Origin of the sequence: Rhizobium sp. BK251, from assembly GCF_004345245.1 — a bacterium.
In the GTDB taxonomy this organism is placed as follows: domain Bacteria; phylum Pseudomonadota; class Alphaproteobacteria; order Rhizobiales; family Rhizobiaceae; genus Rhizobium.
In genome coordinates this window covers 493,495-510,685 of record NZ_SLUQ01000002.1, presented here as the reverse complement: position 1 = coordinate 510,685, position 17,191 = coordinate 493,495, and the positions used below count along the sequence as shown (strand labels likewise).

Sequence of the window (17,191 nt, the reverse complement as noted above, 5' to 3'; positions counted from 1 at the left end):
TGGGTAGATTTGCGGGATGGGTCAAGGCAGCAAATTCGGGATTTTGACACCGGCCCTTTGCCGGGCAGCACGCGGATTGCTGGATTGGACACAAGCCGATCTCGCCGACGAATCCGGCGTCTCGCGAAGCACGATCCGCGACTACGAAGGCGACCGGCACGACATTCACCGCGCCACAGAATCGCAGCTGCGCCTCGCCTTCGAGAGAGGCGGCGTGGATTTCATCGCGATGGCGGACGATCGCATCGCTGTCTGCGTCGGCGCGCCGCCGCTTTCTCCCCCGTGACCTGCGAACAGGCGTGGATTGGCACTCGCGGCCCTGTAGAGCCTGACAAGGCGGGGCAGCAAATAACAGAGAGCTTCCTGACGAAATGCTGACGATCGGGCTCAGCGCCCTGTCAGTGGCCATCGGCCATCCTGTCTTCGTCCAATCGAGACGAGAAAGGAAAGGCCATGCCAATTCGTATCAGCAAGGTTGTTCTCACATCCGCGGCCGCACTCGCACTTACCGTCGCCCTCCCCGCCCTGCAGCCGACGGGCTCCTCCATCCTGTCGTCCGCAGCCTTTGCGCGCGGCGGAAGCGATGACGGCGGCGGCAACTCCGGTCGAGGCGGCGGAGACAATTCCCGCAGCGACGACCACGGCGGTGATAGTCGCGGCGACGACGGCGGCCGCAGCAGTGATGATGGCCGGACCGATAGTTACGACCGCGGCGGCGACGACAATGGCGGACACCGCCACGGCAGCGACAGGCGGGATGACGCCCGGGACGATCGCGATGACCGTCGTCCTCGCAACGACGATCGCGCCGAGCGTCCCCGAACGACTCTCGACGTCTCCCAGGATCGGCTCGACGGCCTTCTGAACGGTTCGCTGGTTGCAACCGACCAGCTTGGTCGTCGCCTTGAGATCGAGGTCGAGTTCGAGCACGGCACGCGGACCGTCGAAGCGAAAGTCCATCGCTCCGACGCCATCCGCAACCCCGGCCCGATCGGCAGCATCACCATCACGCCGGCCTCGGCGCGCTGACGTGAAGGGTCTTTCCGTTCGCGATCAAGCACGGAGGTTCGGCCACAAGATGACCCGGCCTCAGTCACGCGCGTGAGTTCGTCGGCGGATTGCCGCAACAGGCGGGGAGCCAGGTCCTGTGGCGCGCCATGTCTCCGGCCCCGCGCCCTGCCCGTCTCTCCCGGTCTTGTGTCGCAGGATCGAAGCGTTCAGTCTGTTCGTTGTGCATGCCGTACGGGGTATCCATGGGTCCAACCCGCCGCAGGTTTCTTGCTCTTCTGTTCTCGGCCGCCTGCCTGGCCGTGACGGGCTCGCTCGCCTCCCCGGCCGCGGCCAAGGACGGCGGCAGCAACAGCGGATCTGGAAGCAGCGGCTCGGGTAGCGGCAGCGGTTCGGGTGGCGGCTCCTCCGGTTCTGGTTCGAATTCCGGCAGCTCCGGCCATGGTGGAGGCGACGACGACCACAGCGGTCATGGCGGCGGGGGTGACGATGCCGGCAACGACGATCACGGCGGAACCAGTGGCAGTGGTAGCGGCTCAGGTCGTGCGGACTACGACCGTGCGCGCGACGCCGTCCGCGACGGCCGCATCCTGCCGTTGAAGTCGGTGCTGCAGAAGATCGACACCCGACGCTACGGTCGGGTCATCGACGTCGATCTCAACCGTTCTCTCCTTCGCGACGTCTATCAATTGAAGTTGCGCGACAGCAGCGGCACGATCCGCACCCTGCGCGTCGACGCCCGCAGCGGCGCGCTGCTCGGAGGCGATTGATCCATGAAGATCCTGCTCGCCGAGGATGATGCCAATATCGCAGCCCATGTCACCGAGAAGCTCGAGCGCGAGGGCTATCGCGTCGAAGTGCTTTCGGCCGGACCCAAGGTCTGGGAACAGGGCGAGACCGGTGACTACGCCGCCATCATCCTCGACCTCGGCCTGCCGGGGATGGATGGGCTGTCGATCCTGAAGCGCTGGCGTGCCGCAGGCCTCGATACGCCGATATTGGTACTCACCGCCCGCGGTTCCTGGATGGAGCGGGTCGACGGCTTTGACGCCGGCGCCGACGACTACCTGCCCAAGCCATTCCGCAGCGAGGAACTCGTCGCGCGCCTGCGCGCCCTCCTGCGACGTTCCGGGAAGGTCGAGGCGCGGGTAAGGTCGGCCGATCGCTTCACGCTAGACGAGCGGTCCCGCCGCGTCACCTTCGACGGGCGGGAACTGGACCTCAGTCCCCTCGAATACCGCATGATCTCGCTGTTCATCGAGCGGCCCGGCGCCGTCCTCAGCCCTGCTGAGCTGGCGAGCCAGGTCCAGGGTCGTGACGACGACGCGGCCAAGAATGCCGTCGAGGCGATGGTCGCCCGCTTGCGCAAGAAGACCGACAGCGACGCGATCGAGACCCGCCGCGGCTTTGGCTACGTCCTGCCGGAGAAACGGCGATGACCTCGTCACTGCGCTTCCGGCTGGCGGCCGGCGCGCTGGTCGCGATTGCGCTTGCGCTGTCACTCGTCTGGCTCGTTCTCGGCCATCTGTTCGAGGACTATGTTGCCGATCAGTATGCCAGCGAAATGACCGCCATCGCCGACGCGCTTGGCGCCCGGCTGACGGTGGAAGACAGCGGGCTCTCCCTTGCGAGCGAGCCTTCCGACCCGCGCTTTCAGATTCCGGCGGGGGGCCGCTATTGGCAGATATCCCCGCAAGGCGCACAGCAGCCACTTCGCTCGCGATCCCTGTGGGACGAGGAACTGACAAGGGACGCGCTCTCGAAGGATCTCTACTGCGGCTTCCACGAGGCGGAAGGCCCGGATGGCAACGCGATCCTCGTCTCGGCCAAGACCATGTCGATCGGCGCCGGCACCGAACAGAAGCATTTCACCATCTACACCGCCTTCTCCAAGAGCGAGATGGAAACTGCCCTTGAAAGCTATCACCGGCCCTTGCGATTGATGCTGGTGGCGACGGGCGCGCTTCTGCTGTTCGCCGCATTTCTGCAGGGCGTCATCGGCCTCAGGCCACTTGGTCGCCTGCGCAACGACGTGGCAAGGATCCGCGCCGGCGCTGGCGCATACATGGCCACCGATGGCCCGAGCGAAGTCAAGCCGCTTGTGAGCGAGATCAATCTTCTCCTGGCCGAGCGTGAAAAGGCCGTCGAGCGAGCCAGGGCGCGCGCAAGCGACCTCGCACATGGGCTCAAGACGCCGCTGACCGTGCTTTCTCATCTGGTCGAGGGGCTGCCTGAGCAAAAGCGCGAGACGGCACTCCAACAGATCGAGCTCGTTCGCCAGCGCGCGGACCGGCAATTGCAGGCCGCACGGATGGGCGTGGAGCAGATGGCGACGACCTCCGTGCTCGGAATCTCCGGCAAGCTCGTCGGCGTGCTGGCGCCGGTCACCGAAGGCAGGGGCATCGACTGGCGCGTCGACATCGATCCGGCTCTGACGGTCCAGGCCGATCCGGCGGACGTGGCCGAGGCGATCGGCAACATTCTCGACAACGCCGTGCGCTTTGCTCGCCGGCGCATCGAACTCAGCGCCCAAAGGGACGGCGAAACCATCAAGGTTCGTGTCGGCGACGATGGCCCGGGCGCAAGGCCCGATGACTACGCCTCGATGCTCGAACGCGGCGTGAGCGGCGGGGACGACACCGCCAACTCAGGCCTCGGGTTGGCGATTTCCGGCGATATTGCAGCGGCTTATGGCGGCAAGCTCAGCTTGGGAAGATCGGCGCTCGGCGGTCTGGAAGCCGTACTTTCCCTGCCAGCCGCATGTTGAAAGCTCCGGCTTGCGCTCCGCCTCAGCTCTGCAGAATGTGCTGGCGCACCAGCTCCTTCAGCGTCTCGGCTTCTTTCTTCTCGATCGCCTCGACCATCAGATGGTGTTCGCGCCCGGACCGCTCCACGCGGGCCCGCGTCCGCCATTGGGAAACCGGCGCCGAGGATGTGCGCTGACGGATTTCCGTGATGAGGTCGACGAGTTCCTGGTTCCCCCCCAGCACGAGCAGCTGGCGATGGAAGGCGAGATTGGCCTCGTAAAGCTCCAGCATCGTGCCATTGAGGACCATCAGGTCGAAATGCGCGGCCAGCGTCTTGAGGGCGGCGATATCGGCTGCCGACGCGTTTTCGACGATCGTGTCTGCAACCGCCGTCTCCAGGATGACACGAATCTCGCTGACTTCCCGCGCCCGCCGCCCGTCCGGCTCATAGACGTGATAGCCGCGGTTCGGCACATGTTCGACGAGCCGCTTCTGCGCCAGGCGATCGAGCGCGCGCCGCACTTCGGGACGCGTGCACTTGTAGCGCCGCTCGAGATCGATCTGCTTCAGCCAGGTACCGGGCAACAGCACGCCCGCCAGGATCTCCTGCAGGACGAGATCTGTCACGTCGCGGGCATCAACGGGCTCATGCTTCGAATCCATCACGACGTCAGCCATTCCAACTCCCTTTTTCGCAACCGATATCACGGCATGTCAAATTTATGTAGGCGGCCAAACCGGTTAGCAGTGGCGCAAATTTATTCATGCACAAGGATTGCGCAAAATAAGCTTGTATCCTAAATTGGCGCCAATTTTGGATACTATGCGAAATGAAGCAGCTTTGAAAGCCATGAAAAACTCGGACGCCGTGTGGGATATCGTCGAAGCCAAGCGCGAGGCCTTCTTTGCGCTCAGCGACCGCATCTGGGATATGCCGGAGACGAATTATGAGGAATACCGCTCGGCCGAAGAACATGCGCGCCAGCTGGAAGCCGAGGGCTTTCGTGTCGAGCGCGGCGTCGCGGGCCTGCCCACGGCCGTCATGGGCGAAGCTGGCGAAGGCGGCCCGGTCATCGCCATCCTCGGCGAATTCGACGCCCTGCCCGGCCTGAGCCAGGAGGCCGGTCTTGCCGAGAAGCGCGAAGCGGTCACGAACGGCAACGGCCATGGCTGCGGCCACAACATGCTCGGCGCGGGCTCCATGCTGGCCGCGGCAGCCGTCAAGGACTTCCTTGCCGAGAACGGGATGAAGGGCCGCGTGCGCTACTATGGCTGCCCGGCAGAGGAAGGCGGCTCGTCAAAAGGATTCATGGTCCGCGCCGGCGTCTTCGACGATGTCGATATCGCCATCTCATGGCATCCGGCTGCCTTTGCCGGCGTCAACAATCCCGTCTCGCTTGCCTGCAACGAGCTGAACTTCCACTTCACCGGCCGGGCCTCACATGCCTCGGCGACGCCGCATCTCGGGCGCAGCGCACTCGACGCCGTCGAACTGATGAATGTCGGCGTGAACTATATGCGCGAGCACATGCCCTCCTCGGCGCGCGTCCACTATGCGGTGACGGATACCGGCGGTGCGGCACCGAACGTGGTGCAGGCGCGTGCGACGGTGCGTTATCTCATCCGCGCCCGCAATCTTCCGGAGCTGATCGCCCTGGTCAATCGGGTGAAGAAGGTCGCCGAAGGCGCTGCTTTGATGACGGAAACCTCCGTTCGCAGCGAAGTGATCACCGGCGATGCCAACCTCGTCGGCAATGCCGTTCTGGAAGAGGCGATGTTCGCCAACCTGCAGCGCCTCGGAGCTCCCGTCTTCGATGAAACCGATCGCGAGACCGCCCGCAAGTTCCAGCAGACCATGAGCGCCGAAGATATCGCCTCCTCCTATGCGCGGTTCGGGCTAAAGCCGAAGAAGGACCAGCCGCTTTGCGCGGAAATATTCCCGCTCTACGCCGGCGACAGCTCGATCGTCGGGTCCACGGACGTCGGCAGTGTCAGCTGGGTGGTGCCCACCGTGCAGATGCGCGGCGCGACCTATGCGATCGGCACGCCGGGACATTCCTGGCAACTGGTGGCGCAGGGCAAGCTTCCGGCTGCCCACAAGGGAACCGAGCACGCGGCAAAGGTGATGGCGAGCACCGCCATCGACCTTATCCGCGATCCGGCGCTCATCGAGGCGGCCAAGGCGGATCTCAAGGCTCGCCTCGATGGAACGCCCTTCGTCAATCCGATCCCCGATGACGTGCAGCCGCCGCTGCCCGAAAGGCAGGGTCAATGAACCAGCCCGGCATCCTCGAGCTTGTAAGCTTCGGCCCCGATGGTTGGGGCAAGGCGCTGCTTGCCGGCGCGTGGATGACGGTTCTGATCGCTCTTGCCGGCTATTCGATCGGTGCCGTGATCGGCTCTTTCGGAGCCTGGGCCAAGATCTCCGGCGGACGGGCGCTGCGCATCGCGGCAGACGCCTACACGACGGTCCTGCGCGGTATTCCCGACCTGCTGGTGATCTATCTCTTCTATTTCGGCGGCAGCGCGGTGGTGACCGCCGTGGGCAGGCTCTTCGGTGCCGAGGGCTTCGTCGGCTTTCCCGGGTTTCTCGCCGGATCGCTTGCCGTTGGCGTGACGTCTGGCGCGCAGTTCACCGAGGTCTTCCGCGGCGCCTTCAAGGCGGTCCATGCCGGCGAGATCGAGGCCGCGATCGCTTGCGGCATGGGGCGCTCTCTGCGGTTCCGCCGGATCATCGCACCGCTGACGCTTCGCCATGCCTTGCCGGGTCTCGGAAACGTCTGGCAGGTCGTGCTCAAGGAATCGGCCCTCGTATCGATCACCGGCGTCGCCGAGCTGCTGCGCCAGACCCAGGTCGCGGCAGGTTCGACCGGATTGCCCTTTGATTTCTATCTGATCGCCGGGGCCATCTACCTCGTCATCTCGACCGGATCCGGGCTCTTTCTGCGGCGTGCGGAACGCCACTTCTCCCGTGGCGTGAGGAGGGGCTGATGGATTGGCAATTTCTGCTCGAGACATTCGCCAGTCTCATCTCGGCGATCCCGCTGACGCTGGAGCTCGCCGCGACCTCCATCGCGCTCGGCGCGGTCCTCGCCCTGGCCATCGCCCTTTCCCGGCTCTCCGGCATCTTCGTGCTCGAATGGTTAGCGCGCACCTACGTCTTCGTCTTCCGCGGCACGCCGCTGCTCGTCCAGATATTCCTGATCTACTACGGTCTCGGCCAGTTCCCCGCGATCCGCCACAGTTTCCTCTGGCCGCTCCTGCGCGAGCCCTATTGGTGTGCCGTGCTTGCACTGACGATGAATACGGCCGCCTATGCCAGCGAGATCATCCGCGGCGGGCTGCTCTCCGTGCCTTTCGGTCAGGTCGAGGCGGCCCGCGCCTGCGGTATGCCGCGCCTCATGCAGTTCCGCCGCATCGTCCTGCCCCTGGCAATCCGCCAGGCGCTGCCCGGATACAGCAACGAGATGATCTCGATGGTCAAGGCGACATCGCTTGCCTCGATCATCACCCTGATGGAAGTAACGGGCGTTGCAGCACGGATCATCTCGGAGACATACCGCGCGATCGAGGTCTTCATCGTGGCCGGTGCGATCTATCTCGCGATCAATTTCCTGCTGACGCGCCTCGTCCATCTCGTCGAATATTGGCTGAGCCCGCATCTGCGCCAGCCCGTTCCCCATTATTCGGCGGCCCCGGCCGCTGCAGCACTTGAAGGAGACGCCCGATGATTGCGGCGAACGCCTCCCCTTCCCCGATCGCGCTCAGCGTCAAGGATCTCCACAAGAGCTTCGGGCCGGTCGAGGTGCTGAAGGGCATCTCGCTCGATGCGCATGAGGGCGATGTCGTTTCGATCCTTGGCTCGTCCGGCTCCGGCAAGTCGACGTTCCTGCGCTGCATCAATCTGCTGGAAACGCCGAATTCCGGCGAAGTCACAGTTGGCGGCGAAACCATTCGCATGGTGTCGGACGGCAGGAACGGCAGCCGCCCGGCCGACCGCAAGCAGGTCGATCGCATCCGCTCCCAGCTCGGCATGGTGTTCCAGAGCTTCAATCTCTGGTCCCACAAGACGGTTCTGGAGAACGTCATCGAGGCACCGGTGCATGTGCAGGGACGCAACCGCGCCGAATGCATCGAAGAGGCCGAAGCGCTGCTTGCCAAGGTCGGCATCGCCGAGAAACGCAACTTCTATCCCGCCCACCTGTCCGGCGGCCAGCAGCAGCGCGCGGCGATCGCCCGTGCGCTGGCGATGCGGCCGAGGGTGATGCTGTTCGACGAGCCGACATCGGCGCTCGATCCGGAGCTTGTCGGCGAGGTTCTCCGCGTCATGCGCGCACTTGCCGAGGAGGGCCGCACCATGCTGGTCGTCACGCACGAGATGGGATTTGCGCGCGACGTCTCCAGCCGCGTCGTCTTCCTGCACCAGGGCGTCGTCGAGGCAGACGGCAAGCCGCAGGACCTCTTTGCCAATTCGACGTCGGAGCGCTTCCGGCAGTTCATCAGCAAATAATCACTTCAGCCCAAACCAAGAAAAGGGGAGCCTACAATGAAATTTTTCTCGAGCATCCTGACGGCAATGTCCGCCACTGCTCTGCTTGCTGCAGCAACCACCGCACATGCGGAAGGCAAGAAGTGGACGACGGTTACGATCGCCACCGAAGGCGCGTTCAAGCCCTACAACTTCACCAAGCCGGACGGCACGCTCGACGGCTACGAGATCGAGCTGACGAAATATCTCTGCGACCATATGAAGGTGGAGTGCAAGGTTGTCGTCCAGAACTTCGACGGCATGATCCCGGCGCTCAATGCCGGCAAGTTCGACGCCATCATCTCCGGCATGTCCGCGACGGCAAAGCGCGAGGAAGTCATCGCCTTCAGCGATTCCTACGGGTCCACCGGCCAGGCATTTGCCACGTCCAAGTCGGGTGATCTCGCCAACCTGCCGGAAAAGGGCCAGGTCTTCTCGCTCGCCAGTGATGAACCCGGCGCGATCTCCGAGATCGACAAGATCAAGCCTGCGCTCCAGGGCAAGACGATCGGCGTCCAGACCGCTTCGACGGCCGCCGCTTTCGTCGACAAGTATCTCAAGGGCGTCGTTGACGTTCGCGAGTACAAGACGACTGAAGAGCACGACCTCGACCTGAAGTCGGGCCGCGTCGACCTCGTCATGGCATCCATGGCTTACCTCACGACCGCTTCGCAGAAGCCGGGCAACGAAGACATGGCGACGACTGGCCCGCGCTTCCAGGGCGGCTTCCTCGGCCGCGGCAGCTCGGTCGGCCTGCGCAAGGACGACACCGAACTGAAGGCGATGTTCAACGACGCAATCGCCGCCGCCAAGGCCGACGGCACCATCAAGACCCTCTCCGAAAAGTGGTTCGGCTTCGACGTCACCCCCAAGTGACCGCCTGATCCCTCCAGAAAAGCCCGGTCGCGTTTCCGCAGCCGGGCTTTTCTTTTTCCGCCTGTACTTCGTCGTTGCCCCGCTTCACGCGGCGTGAGGGCTGTCTGGGAGGATCAGTTCTGGTGTGCGTACTCGGTCATGTTCTTGGGCGTGACGAGTTCGAAAGGCACCCAGACTTCCTTTTCGACGCTCTTGCCCTGCGCCAGCGCGACGGCGGCATCGACGGCATTGGCCGACTGCCCCTTGGCGTTCTGGAATACCGTCACATCCAGATCACCCGCCGCCATCGAGGCAAGGGCATCCTGCGTCGCATCGATGCCGACAACGGTCACATCGCCCATCGATACGCCTGCAGCTTTAAGCGCCTGGATTGCCCCGATCGCCATTTCGTCGTTGTTGGCGAATACCACATCGATCGGGCGACCGGCCGTGATCCAGTTTGTGGTGAGATCCATCGCGTTCGTGCGCGTCCACGCCGCCGACTGTTCGTCGGCGATGGTCACGCCCTTGCAGTCGCCTGCCGCCAGCGTCTCCTTGACGGACGAGGTGCGATCGCGCGACGCCTGATGAGCCAGGTCGCCCATCAGGATATACGCCTGCGCATCACCGGCATTTCCCTTTTCCTTCAACAGCGCGCAGGCCGCCTCGGCGCCAAGCCTGCCGGAGTCGGTCTCCTTCGAACCGACATAGGCCTCGTTCTTGGGCAGTTGGGCGATGTTGTCCGGTTCGAGATTGAGATAGACGAGTGGAATTCCTGCCCGCTCCGCCGCCTCGGTAATGCCGGGAGCCGCCGACGTATCTGCGAGTGTCACGATGATTGCGTCGACACCGGCCGCGATGAAGTTGTTGACCTGATTGAGTTGCTTGGAGACGTCGGTCTGCGCATCCTCGATCTGGAGGGTGACGCCATCCATCTCGGACGCTCTGGCGCTGAGCCCCTCGCGAAGCAGCGTCTGGAAATTGTTGTCGAAACTCTGCATCGATACGCCGATTGTCGCGGCCGAGGCAGCACTTCCCATCAAGGCGGCCGCAACGGCCGCCAGGCACAGAGATCTCATGTCATCCTCCCAAATGGGTGCCGGTCCACCCGCTCGCATTCCGGAGGCCCTCCTGGCCCGCTGCTGCTGCGTTGCCCTAGCCGAGGGCGACGCGGACTTCTCCGTCGATCACTTCGGCCGGATAGGTCTTCAGATTCTCACAAGCGGGGAGCCTGAGCGCCTCGCCCGTGCGGTAGTCGTAGGCGCCGGAATGCTTGGGACACTCCACTTCGAAATCCATGACCAATCCCTCCGCGAGATGGACCGCCTCGTGTGTGCAAAGGCCCGCGGTGCAGTAGACGCTGTCGTCCGGCGCCCGGTAGATCGCATAAGTGCGACCGCCGTGGTCGAAGCGAATGGCGCCTTCCTCTTCGATGTCATCGAGCTTACAGGCCGATACCCAGGTCATTCGGCAGCCCCCCGCACTTCAGCGCGAGCTTTTTGGGCTGCGAGCTTTTCCTTCCGCCTGCGATAGCGTTCTTGCATCTGCGCCTCGCCTTCCGCTGAGCCGTCGTGCCACGTACCGAACCACTTATCGAGCGGGATCAGCGCGTCGCCGTAGTTCACCTCGAAATACTTGTGGTGCAGGTAATGAGCATAGGCGTGGCTGTCGACCAGCTTGTCCTCGCCGACCTCGACCTTGTCGAAACCCACATGGCCGGGGATCGCACCGAAGCCCGCATAGTGAAGCTGATAGAGCATGATGACGGGGTTGGACGGCAAAATCAGGTGATAGAAGGCCGTTCCAAAGTACAGCAGGTGCTCGACCGGATGCATCGAGAGCGATGACCATGGCGAAGGATTCACCGAATTGTGGTGGACCGAATGTACCCATTTGTAGAGCAGCGGCGTGTGGATGAGCCTGTGAATGCAAAAGAAGTGGAATTCGTGGATAACCGGCACGACGAGGGCAACGATTGCCAGTGTCCACGGGTTCTCTGCAAAGCCGAGCCAGGGCGCATAGCCGTTGGCGTAGGCCCAGAGCATCGCCACCTCGACCGCGGTCCAGATCGTCACGCCGGACAGGAAGGTCCGCAGGATGTTGTCGATGTTCTGGCTCTCGAACCAGAACGCCTTGCTCTTCTGGTCCGCCGGGAACTTTCCGTTGTACTTGAAGCGATTGTCCTGCCGCTTCAGCACATAGAGATGAAGTTCGAAGGCGCCGTAGAAGAGAAACACGCAGACTGCATTGACAGCATAGAGCCAGGCGACCCAGCCGATCCCGAGCGTTCGCATTGTCTCGACCGGCGGAATAACCCATGCCCAGTACGCGACTGCCGACGCCGCGAAGATCAGGTTCCACGGAAGAAAATAGTGGGGCAACCATTTCAGGACCGCGATCAGCCGCGGCGGAAACAGAAAAAGCGGCGCGTACGCAACTGGCTGGTTCGGCGCCCAGTCTCCGCGCTTGTTGCGCGTTCCATACTTCAGATCGTCCATGGCGCTCTCCTTCGGTCGATGCAGAGCATTCGAACCCACGCTATTTCCCCGATGAATGGAGAGTGCCAGGGCGCCTTCGTCCGGACCGCCCCTTCGAAGCGCCCGCTCTCCTCCTGACTTCGAAAATAGCAGGAGATCTCCCATGCGCCGAAAGCTCATTTGATCAAAATAGATCAAACCGTGGTCCGCAACGGCATCGAGCCGCTGCTCCCTCGCAGAAGGAACCTTCCACTGGCAGAAGATGTATGCCCACGGCACAATCATGGGTACACAAGATTTACGGGAGGACGATCAGGTTCTTTCGCGTTATGAAGAGTGAATAGATCGCGCCCATTAGACACCGAGGTTTCTTACATGGCTTTGAAAGTCCTTTTCATTGGCGGAACCGGCCAAATCTCTTTTCCATGCGTCGAGCGTGCCGTTGCCCAGGGTCATCATGTCAGCATCTACAACCGCGGCTTGAGAGGCGACCCGTTGCCTGCGGGGGTGACCTCGATCGTCGGCGAACTTGGATCGGCGGCCTATGCGGATCTCGCCAAGGCCAATTACGACGTCGTATGCCAGTTCATCGCCTTCACGCCTGATCAGATTGCGCGCGACATCGAGCTGTTTACGGGCAATTGCGGCCAGTACATTTTCATCTCTTCGGCCTCGGTCTATGAAAAGCCGCCTCGCCACTATGTGATTACCGAGGAGACACCCGCGATCAATCCGTACTGGCCCTACAGCCAGGCGAAGATTGCCTGCGAGGAGTTGCTCAAGACGTGCAAGGATCTGGCCTGGACGATCGTCCGCCCGAGCCACACCGTTCGCACTGGCCTGCCCATCATGGTGGGCGACAGCGACGTCGTGGCCAGACGCATGCTGGATGGCGAGCCCATTATCGTGGCGGGCGATGGGCATACGCCCTGGACACTGACCCGCTCGGTCGATCTCGCAGTGCCTTTCGTCGGCCTTTTCGGCAAGGAGGCGGCGCTTGGCGAGATTTTCCATATCACCTCCGATCGCGCCCACATCTGGAACGATATCCAAAAGACGATCGCCAGATTGCTGGGCGTAGAGGCCAAGATCGTACATGTGCCGACGGATACCCTGATCAAATACAATCCGGATTGGGTCGGCCCGCTGATCGGCGACAAAGCCTGGAGCGCGATCTTCGACAATTCGAAGGTCAAGCGCGTAGCAGGCGACTTCACCTGCGCCGAGAGCCTGGATGAAATCCTGGCTGAATCGATCATGCACCTGAAGCAGCGCCTCGCCAAAAATCGTCCGCCAAGGGGTGAACTCGATGCTCTGATCGACAGGATCTGCGCTGCGCAAAGCGCTCTCGGCTAGAGAAATTGTCAGCCCTGGACGTCCCGGAGACGCAAATGATCAAGCTTGAGCCACCGCTACGATTTGCGAGCGAAGCAGATGCGAAGGAATTGGCTGACCTCGTCAACTTTGCTGGTGAGGGTATGCCTCTGTACATTTGGGAGGGACTTGCAAAGGACGGTCAGAATCCCTGGGAGATTGGCCGCGCTCGGCAAATAGAAAGGGTGCGCGAAGGCCAAATCGTGGTCGTGGACTTTGGCGACGGTGCCGTGGCCAGTCTGACTGGCTATCCGATCGGCTCAGAGCCCAACCCAATTGGCGATGACTTCCCCGCCCTGTTTCGGCCGCTTCAAGAACTGGAGAACAAGGCCCTCGAAAGCTGGTATGTCAACGTGCTGGCCTGCTATCCCGAGTACCGAGGCCAAGGACTTGGTTCACGCCTGCTCGATCTGGCAGAACAAATAGCCCGGGATGAGAAGCTGCCGCGGATGAGCGTCATCGTCGCCAGCAACAATGCAGGCGCAAGACGACTATACGAGCGACATGGCTATGAGGAAGTCGCAGCCCTCCCCTGTGTGAAGGAAGGCTGGGAAACCGATACAGAGCACTGGGTGCTTCTGATTAAGCCGCTTTAGTCTACTGGATCACCGCTAAATCCCTTTCCGACTATCGGGCCATGACCCGATGGAGCGCCAGCAAAGCTCGACCTGTTCCCCGATCCCGGCGTCCTCGCCTTGCGATGGACTCCCCTGCAGAGCCCTAGTACAATCTGCGGTACCTGCATTTTTCCGAAAGCAATCAGACCAATGGCCGAGGAACGCGTCCAACGGCGGCTTTCTGCGATCCTGGCAATCGATGTGGTCGGTTACAGCCGTCTCATGGGCGTTGACGAGGCTGCTACGTTGGCTGCGCTCAAAGCCCATCGCGCCGAATTGGTCGACGCCAGGATCTCCGAGCACCAGGGCCGCATTGTCAAGCTGATCGGAGACGGCATGCTGGTAGAGTTTACGAGCGTGGTCAATGCGGTCGCCTGCGCTGCCGAGATTCAAAACAGGATGCGGGAGCGCAATGCCGGCGTGCCGGAGAAACGGCGGATCGAGTTCCGAATGGGCATCAACGTCGGCGATATCATTGTTGACGGGAACGACATCTACGGCGACGGCGTAAATGTAGCTGCGCGTCTGGAAAGTATCGCCAGTCCCGGGGGCATTTCCGTCTCAGCGTCGGTTCGCGAGCATGTCGGCAACCGGCTGGACATCGTTTTCGAGGACGCCGGCGAACAGACCCTGAGGAACATCTCGCGTCCGGTTCGGGTCTATCACGTCGTGCTTGGGCCTCCTGCGGCAACTCACGCCACGGCAGCCGAGGCGACCGCTCCTGAGTGTTCCGTACGCGAAAAACCATCGATCGCGGTGCTCCCATTCAGCTGTCTGGGCGGCGATCCCGAGCAGGACTACTTCGCCGACGGCATCACCGGCGACATCATCACCGACCTGTCGCAGGTCTCCGGTCTCTCGGTGGTCGCCCGAAACTCGGTCTTCACCTACAAGGGCAAGTCTGTCACCGCCGGAGAGGTCGGCAAACGGTTCAACGTCGCAACGATTCTGGAAGGAAACGTTCGAAAAGTCGGAAATCGCGTCCGTATCAGCGCACAGCTCATCAACACCAGGGACGGAATGCAGCTCTGGGCCGACCGCTATGATCGCGACCTGACCGACATCTTCGCAATCCAGGATGAAATCGCCCACAGCATAGTGGCTGCCCTGAAGGTGCGGCTCCTTCCGCAGGAAAGTCAGGCGATCCGCAGGATCAGGACTGCGAACATCGAGGCCTATCAGTTCTATCTGCGGGGGCGTCAGTACCTCAGCCGTCACTCCACCAAGTCGTACGAGCTTGCCCGCCGGATGTTCCAGAGGGCGATCGAGCTCGATCCCGACTATGCTCAGGCCTATGCGGGCGTCGCCGATTGCGACGCGTTCTGCTGGATCATGTATAGCGAGATGTCGCTTGAACGTATAATTGCGGCCAGCAGCAAAGCCCTGGACCTCGATCCGGAGCTGGCTGAAGCGCACGCCTCCCGCGGTCTCGCGCTTTCGCTTAGCGAAGAATATGAGCTTGCCTCATCTGAGTTCGAACGGGCAATTCGCCTTGATCCGGGCTTGTATGAAGGCCACTATTTCTACGCGCGAAGCTGCGTGTTGCAGGGCAACCACGAAGAAGCTGCCAAACACTACGAGCGCGCTGTCGAAGTCGCTCCGGACGACTTCCAGGCGATAGGCGAATTAGCCCAAGAATACCATGCTCTGGGGCGTGAAGGCGACGCACTTCTGGCGGAGCGCCGCAGCTTCGAGCTTGCAGAACGTGAGCTGGAGCGTCACCCCGACAACGTGCATGCCGCTTGCTACGGAGCCATGGCGCTGACTTTCTTGGGAGATCTGGCACGCGCAAAGGAATGGGCGGAGAGAGCATTGTGGCTCGATCCGGACGACACTCAGGTCCTGTATAGCGTCGCCTGCGTATACGCCCGGCTTGGAGCCCGGGATGAGGCGCTGGATTTGCTTGCCAAAGCCCTGCAACGCATGCACCCACGCATGGCAGCATGGGCACGGCACGACGACGATTTGGCGTCGCTGCGCCAAGATTCCAGATTCGAGGCCTTGCTCGACATCGCCCAGCAGCGTCGTCCGGATGGCGACTGACCGAGATGGAACCCGATCTGACCGGCGGGCGCTGCTGGATCGGCGGACAATCTAGGCCGTGTGCTATCGCTTGCTTGCGTCCCGGTCAGTCTCGGGCATCCAGCCGCGCGTGATGCCACGGCTAAGAAAGAGGCTCGCGGTCTCAAGCTGGGTGCGCAAATGACCACAGTCCCGGAGAAGCGTCTCGATCGTCGCTCGCGCATCTCCATCGTGCCAAGCCAAGGCAAGGTCCACCGGGTCAAGGGATTCAGCGATCTTCTTTTCTGCAAGCATAGTTTCCAACCCCTTTCGGGAAGTGCGCATGGTGCGGTTGTCGTGGGAACATGCTCATTCAATCGCACGCGCTGCATGGCGTCCGTCGCCGGAGGGCTTGCTTCGGCTTTCCGAAGGGTAGCTATCGAACCGAGTCGCATCAACAGTCAGCTGGACATCCTTCTGCAATGGCCGAAGAAGGGCCTCGTTTGCCTTCAGGAGCTCAAGACCGGAGACGCCACGTTTCCCAGAAAAGAGATCGTGTTCAGGAGTGCAGGCGACGCCAGGCTGTCGGCGTCTGTCCCGTCTCGCGCCGGAAGGCGACGCCGAACGCACTCTGATTGGCGAAGCCGACTGTGGCGGCGATCTCGGCCACGCTCAGGTGACCGTCGTGAAGCAGCGTCTTTGCCCGATCGATTCTCTGCCGGCGCAGCCAGGCATGCGGTGCAATCCCTGTCGATCGCTTGAAGGCAAATGAGAAATGACCATTGGACAGACCACCGATCTTCGCCACCTCGGAAAGCGTGATATCGTCGGCAAGGCGACTTGCCATATACTCGCAAACGCGGCTCAGCACCGCCGGTGACAGTCCACCGCGTTCGAAGAACCTGGGCACGCTCCTGCGATTGGAGAGCGTTCCGACGACGTGCAGCGCCAGGAGCGTGATCGCAGACTCCGAATAGAGCAGCCCCTGACGTCCGTCGTTCTGGCACTCGTGGTAGATCGCCTCGGCCAGGTGCCACGGCAGCGGGTGCTCGTGCTCCCAGGTCTCGGCGACCTCCATGCCCTGGATATGCTGAAGCTCGGCCACCTTGAGGACATAGGACATGTCAAACTCTATGCTGACGAACCTGTAGTTGGATTTTTCCTGGATATTGAATTCGACTTCGGAGCCAGCCGGCAGAATGAGACCGTAACGTGATCTGTTTTCGTATCTCCGAAGAAGTCGCCCGCACTGCGCTGTGGCGTCTGCGCGGCCACGGTTCCAGGAGAATTGCAGTTCGAGCCTCCGCGTTCGAATTCCGGCTGCGCCCGAGGCCTTCTCGATCTTGTGGGCGGCGGCCAGCCCTCCCGGCCAGATGATCTGCCGTGAACGGTCAACCCTTCCGTTCACTTCCGACCAGAGCGTATCCGCATGGCCGGGCGCGCTGAACATCGCCACAGGCGGGATGTTAGCGGGTTCCAATGATGCTGACATTTCACCACCTAAAGACGGCATTCAAGTCATTGACGTTACTGTCATATTTTCAATTGCGCATGCTGCCTTCGTCTTCTTATGGCACCTATGTA

The 17,191-nt window shown here is 62.2% G+C and carries 18 protein-coding genes and 1 pseudogene; 14 read left to right on the top strand and 5 right to left on the bottom strand.

What is annotated here, in order from left to right; genetic code table 11:
- Nucleotides 1-16: 16 nt before the first annotated feature.
- From EV286_RS06355 to EV286_RS06335, 5 genes are all read left to right on the top strand, one after another.
- Nucleotides 17-286 carry a helix-turn-helix transcriptional regulator gene (locus EV286_RS06355; protein WP_132956164.1) on the top strand — a complete coding sequence of 90 codons (270 nt, stop codon included), beginning with the start codon at nt 17-19 and terminating at the stop codon, nt 284-286.
- Nucleotides 287-453: 167 nt separating this feature from the next.
- Nucleotides 454-1,029 (top strand): hypothetical protein, encoded by a 576-nt coding sequence (locus tag EV286_RS06350; protein WP_132956163.1) that lies wholly within the window; start codon nt 454-456, stop codon nt 1,027-1,029.
- A gap of 224 nt (nt 1,030-1,253) precedes the next feature.
- Nucleotides 1,254-1,778 (top strand): hypothetical protein, encoded by a 525-nt coding sequence (locus tag EV286_RS06345; RefSeq protein WP_132956162.1) that lies wholly within the window; start codon nt 1,254-1,256, stop codon nt 1,776-1,778.
- 3 nt (nt 1,779-1,781) lie between these two features.
- Nucleotides 1,782-2,447, top strand: a complete 666-nt coding sequence (locus EV286_RS06340) for a response regulator transcription factor (RefSeq protein WP_132956161.1) — start codon at nt 1,782-1,784, stop codon at nt 2,445-2,447.
- The gene (locus tag EV286_RS06335) at nt 2,444-3,775 is read left to right on the top strand and encodes a HAMP domain-containing sensor histidine kinase (protein WP_132956160.1); all 1,332 of its coding nucleotides are present in this window, start codon (nt 2,444-2,446) and stop codon (nt 3,773-3,775) included. The genes EV286_RS06340 and EV286_RS06335 overlap by 4 nt, the downstream gene beginning before the upstream one ends.
- Before the next feature lie 22 nt (nt 3,776-3,797).
- Here EV286_RS06335 and EV286_RS06330 read toward each other — a convergent pair whose 3' ends face one another.
- Nucleotides 3,798-4,433 carry a GntR family transcriptional regulator gene (locus EV286_RS06330; protein WP_132956159.1) on the bottom strand — a complete coding sequence of 212 codons (636 nt, stop codon included), beginning with the start codon at nt 4,431-4,433 and terminating at the stop codon, nt 3,798-3,800.
- Nucleotides 4,434-4,605: 172 nt separating this feature from the next.
- Between EV286_RS06330 and EV286_RS06325 the strand changes: the two genes are divergently transcribed.
- From EV286_RS06325 to EV286_RS06305, 5 genes are read left to right on the top strand one after another with little or no spacing between them, the layout of a single operon-like run.
- A complete protein-coding gene (locus EV286_RS06325) occupies nt 4,606-6,030 on the top strand; it encodes a M20 family metallopeptidase (protein ID WP_207909752.1) in 1,425 nt (474 codons plus the stop codon).
- Complete coding sequence (locus EV286_RS06320; RefSeq protein WP_132956157.1) at nt 6,027-6,746, top strand: ABC transporter permease; 720 nt, start codon at nt 6,027-6,029, stop codon at nt 6,744-6,746. The genes EV286_RS06325 and EV286_RS06320 overlap by 4 nt, the downstream gene beginning before the upstream one ends.
- Nucleotides 6,746-7,486: an ABC transporter permease gene (locus EV286_RS06315; RefSeq protein WP_132956156.1), complete on the top strand. Its 741-nt coding sequence runs from the start codon at nt 6,746-6,748 to the stop codon at nt 7,484-7,486. The genes EV286_RS06320 and EV286_RS06315 overlap by 1 nt, the downstream gene beginning before the upstream one ends.
- On the top strand, nt 7,483-8,265 hold the full coding sequence (locus tag EV286_RS06310) for an ATP-binding cassette domain-containing protein (RefSeq protein WP_132956155.1): 783 nt from the start codon (nt 7,483-7,485) through the stop codon (nt 8,263-8,265). The genes EV286_RS06315 and EV286_RS06310 overlap by 4 nt, the downstream gene beginning before the upstream one ends.
- Nucleotides 8,266-8,301: 36 nt before the next feature.
- A complete protein-coding gene (locus EV286_RS06305; RefSeq protein WP_132956154.1) occupies nt 8,302-9,159 on the top strand; it encodes a transporter substrate-binding domain-containing protein in 858 nt (285 codons plus the stop codon).
- 113 nt (nt 9,160-9,272) lie between these two features.
- On the opposite strand, the gene EV286_RS06300 is transcribed toward EV286_RS06305, so the two are convergent.
- From EV286_RS06300 to EV286_RS06290, 3 genes are all read right to left on the bottom strand, one after another.
- Nucleotides 9,273-10,217 carry a sugar ABC transporter substrate-binding protein gene (locus EV286_RS06300; protein ID WP_132956153.1) on the bottom strand — a complete coding sequence of 315 codons (945 nt, stop codon included), beginning with the start codon at nt 10,215-10,217 and terminating at the stop codon, nt 9,273-9,275.
- Nucleotides 10,218-10,293: 76 nt separating this feature from the next.
- Nucleotides 10,294-10,605, bottom strand: coding sequence for a MocE family 2Fe-2S type ferredoxin (locus tag EV286_RS06295; protein ID WP_132956152.1), 312 nt, complete (start codon nt 10,603-10,605; stop codon nt 10,294-10,296).
- Nucleotides 10,602-11,636 carry a sterol desaturase family protein gene (locus EV286_RS06290; protein ID WP_132956151.1) on the bottom strand — a complete coding sequence of 345 codons (1,035 nt, stop codon included), beginning with the start codon at nt 11,634-11,636 and terminating at the stop codon, nt 10,602-10,604. The genes EV286_RS06295 and EV286_RS06290 overlap by 4 nt, the downstream gene beginning before the upstream one ends.
- Before the next feature lie 354 nt (nt 11,637-11,990).
- On the opposite strand from EV286_RS06290, the gene EV286_RS06285 reads away from it, so the two are divergent.
- The 4 genes and pseudogenes from EV286_RS06285 to EV286_RS32410 form a co-directional block, all read left to right on the top strand.
- Complete coding sequence (locus EV286_RS06285; RefSeq protein ID WP_132956150.1) at nt 11,991-12,971, top strand: SDR family oxidoreductase; 981 nt, start codon at nt 11,991-11,993, stop codon at nt 12,969-12,971.
- Nucleotides 12,972-13,006: 35 nt separating this feature from the next.
- Nucleotides 13,007-13,585, top strand: a complete 579-nt coding sequence (locus EV286_RS06280) for a GNAT family N-acetyltransferase (RefSeq protein ID WP_132956149.1) — start codon at nt 13,007-13,009, stop codon at nt 13,583-13,585.
- A 171-nt stretch (nt 13,586-13,756) separates the two neighbouring features.
- Complete coding sequence (locus EV286_RS06275; protein ID WP_132956148.1) at nt 13,757-15,649, top strand: adenylate/guanylate cyclase domain-containing protein; 1,893 nt, start codon at nt 13,757-13,759, stop codon at nt 15,647-15,649.
- 348 nt (nt 15,650-15,997) lie between these two features.
- Nucleotides 15,998-16,162 (top strand): annotated as a pseudogene (locus tag EV286_RS32410) (exodeoxyribonuclease III); the annotation flags it as partial.
- Nucleotides 16,163-16,166: 4 nt separating this feature from the next.
- On the opposite strand, the gene EV286_RS06265 reads toward EV286_RS32410, so the two are convergent.
- Complete coding sequence (locus tag EV286_RS06265) at nt 16,167-17,099, bottom strand: AraC family transcriptional regulator (protein ID WP_165932793.1); 933 nt, start codon at nt 17,097-17,099, stop codon at nt 16,167-16,169.
- Nucleotides 17,100-17,191: the final 92 nt, after the last annotated feature.